The 1,516-nt window shown below is 71.9% G+C and carries 1 protein-coding gene; it reads right to left on the bottom strand.

Annotation, left to right across the window (positions count from 1 at the left end; genetic code table 11):
* Nucleotides 1-1,516 (bottom strand): ERAP1-like C-terminal domain-containing protein (locus ACJOT3_RS34445; RefSeq protein ID WP_406977321.1); only part of this gene is annotated, 1,516 nt, incomplete at both ends.

A 1,516-nucleotide genomic window follows, 5' to 3' on the forward strand; every position in this document is an offset into this window, starting at 1 on the left:
CCAGCAGGCGCTTCAGCGCGGGGGCGGGGGAGTTCTCGGCGATGTAGGCGTCGGTGCGCTCGATCGTCTCCTCCTCCACCAGACCGGCCGGGTACATGAACTCGGCGAAGGTCTGGGCGAACTCGCCGGTCCACTTCTCCCAGGCCGGGGCCAGCTGCGCGAAGTACCGGTCCACGAACGGCCGGTACAGGTCGGCCTGGCCCGGCTCGACGAAGCCCAGCAGCACCGACCGGAACTCGGCGTTGGCCAGCTCCTCACCCACGATCCGGTCCCAGGCCGCGGTCTTGGCCGCCGCGCTCGGGACCGCCGCCCGCGCACCGGCGGCGTGCCGCTGCCCGGCCGCCGTCGGGTCGTTCTTCAGCTCGGCGTCGATCTCCGCCTCGCCCGCCTTGCCGGTGGCGACCAGGCGGCGCAGCAGCGTCCACCGCAGGTCGGTGTCCACCACCAGGCCGTCCACGGTGATCGCGCCGTCCAGCAGCCCCTGGAGCAGGGACAGGTGGGCGTCGCCGACCGCGCTGGAGGCCAGCGCGTTGACGTAGGCCAGCTGTAGGTCGCCGCCGGGCTCGGCGGCCGTCAGCAGCTCGCGCAGGCGCTCCGACAGCTTCTCGAAGCCGAACGGGCGCCACGCCGGGTCGGCGTAGTTGTGCAGGGCCGAGACCGCCTGGCGCAGCAGCGTCTGGGCGACCGTGACGTCGTCCACGCCGTCGATGCCGGAGACGACCAGCTCCACGTAGTCGCGGGCGGGCATCTCGCCGTCGCGGGTCATGTCCCAGGCGGCGCCGAAGGCCAGTGCCCGCGGCAGCGACTCCCGGATGCTCCCGATGCCCGTCACGACGGTCTCCAGGGACCGCTCGTCCAGCCGGATCTTGGTGAAGGTCAGGTCGTCGTCGTTGATGAGGACCAGGTCCGGCCGGGCCCTGCCGACCAGCTCCGGCACCTCGGTGCGGGCGCCGCTGACGTCCAGCTCCACCCGGTCGCGGCGCACGATCCCCTCGTCGGTGCGGTCGTACAGGCCGATCGCCAGCCGGTGCGAGCGCAGCGTCGGGTGCTCGGGGGCCGCCTCCTGGAGCACCGCGAACGAGGTGAAGTTCCCGTCCGCGTCCACCTCGAAGTCCGGGCGCATCGTGTTGACGCCGGTGGTCTCCAGCCACTCGCGCGACCAGCCCGACAGGTCCCGGCCCGAGGCCGCCTCCAGGTGCTTGAGCAGGTCCTTCAGCTCGGTGTTGCCGAAGGCGAACTCCTGGAAGTAGGCGCGCACGCCCGCGAAGAACGCGTCCACGCCCACGTACGCCGCCAGCTGCTTGAGCACCGAGGCGCCCTTGGCGTAGGTGATGCCGTCGAAGTTCACCTCGACCGCCTGGATGTCGACCATGTCGGCGGCGATCGGGTGGGTGGAGGGCAGCTGGTCCTGGCGCAGCGCCCAGGCCTTCTCCACGTTCGCGAACGTGGTCCAGGCGTCCGTCCACTTGGTGGCGTTGGCCTGGCAGTACACGCTGGCGTAGGTGGCGAAGGACTC

Origin of the sequence: Nocardiopsis protaetiae, from assembly GCF_045446735.1 — a bacterium.
Lineage (GTDB): Bacteria > Actinomycetota > Actinomycetes > Streptosporangiales > Streptosporangiaceae > Nocardiopsis > Nocardiopsis protaetiae.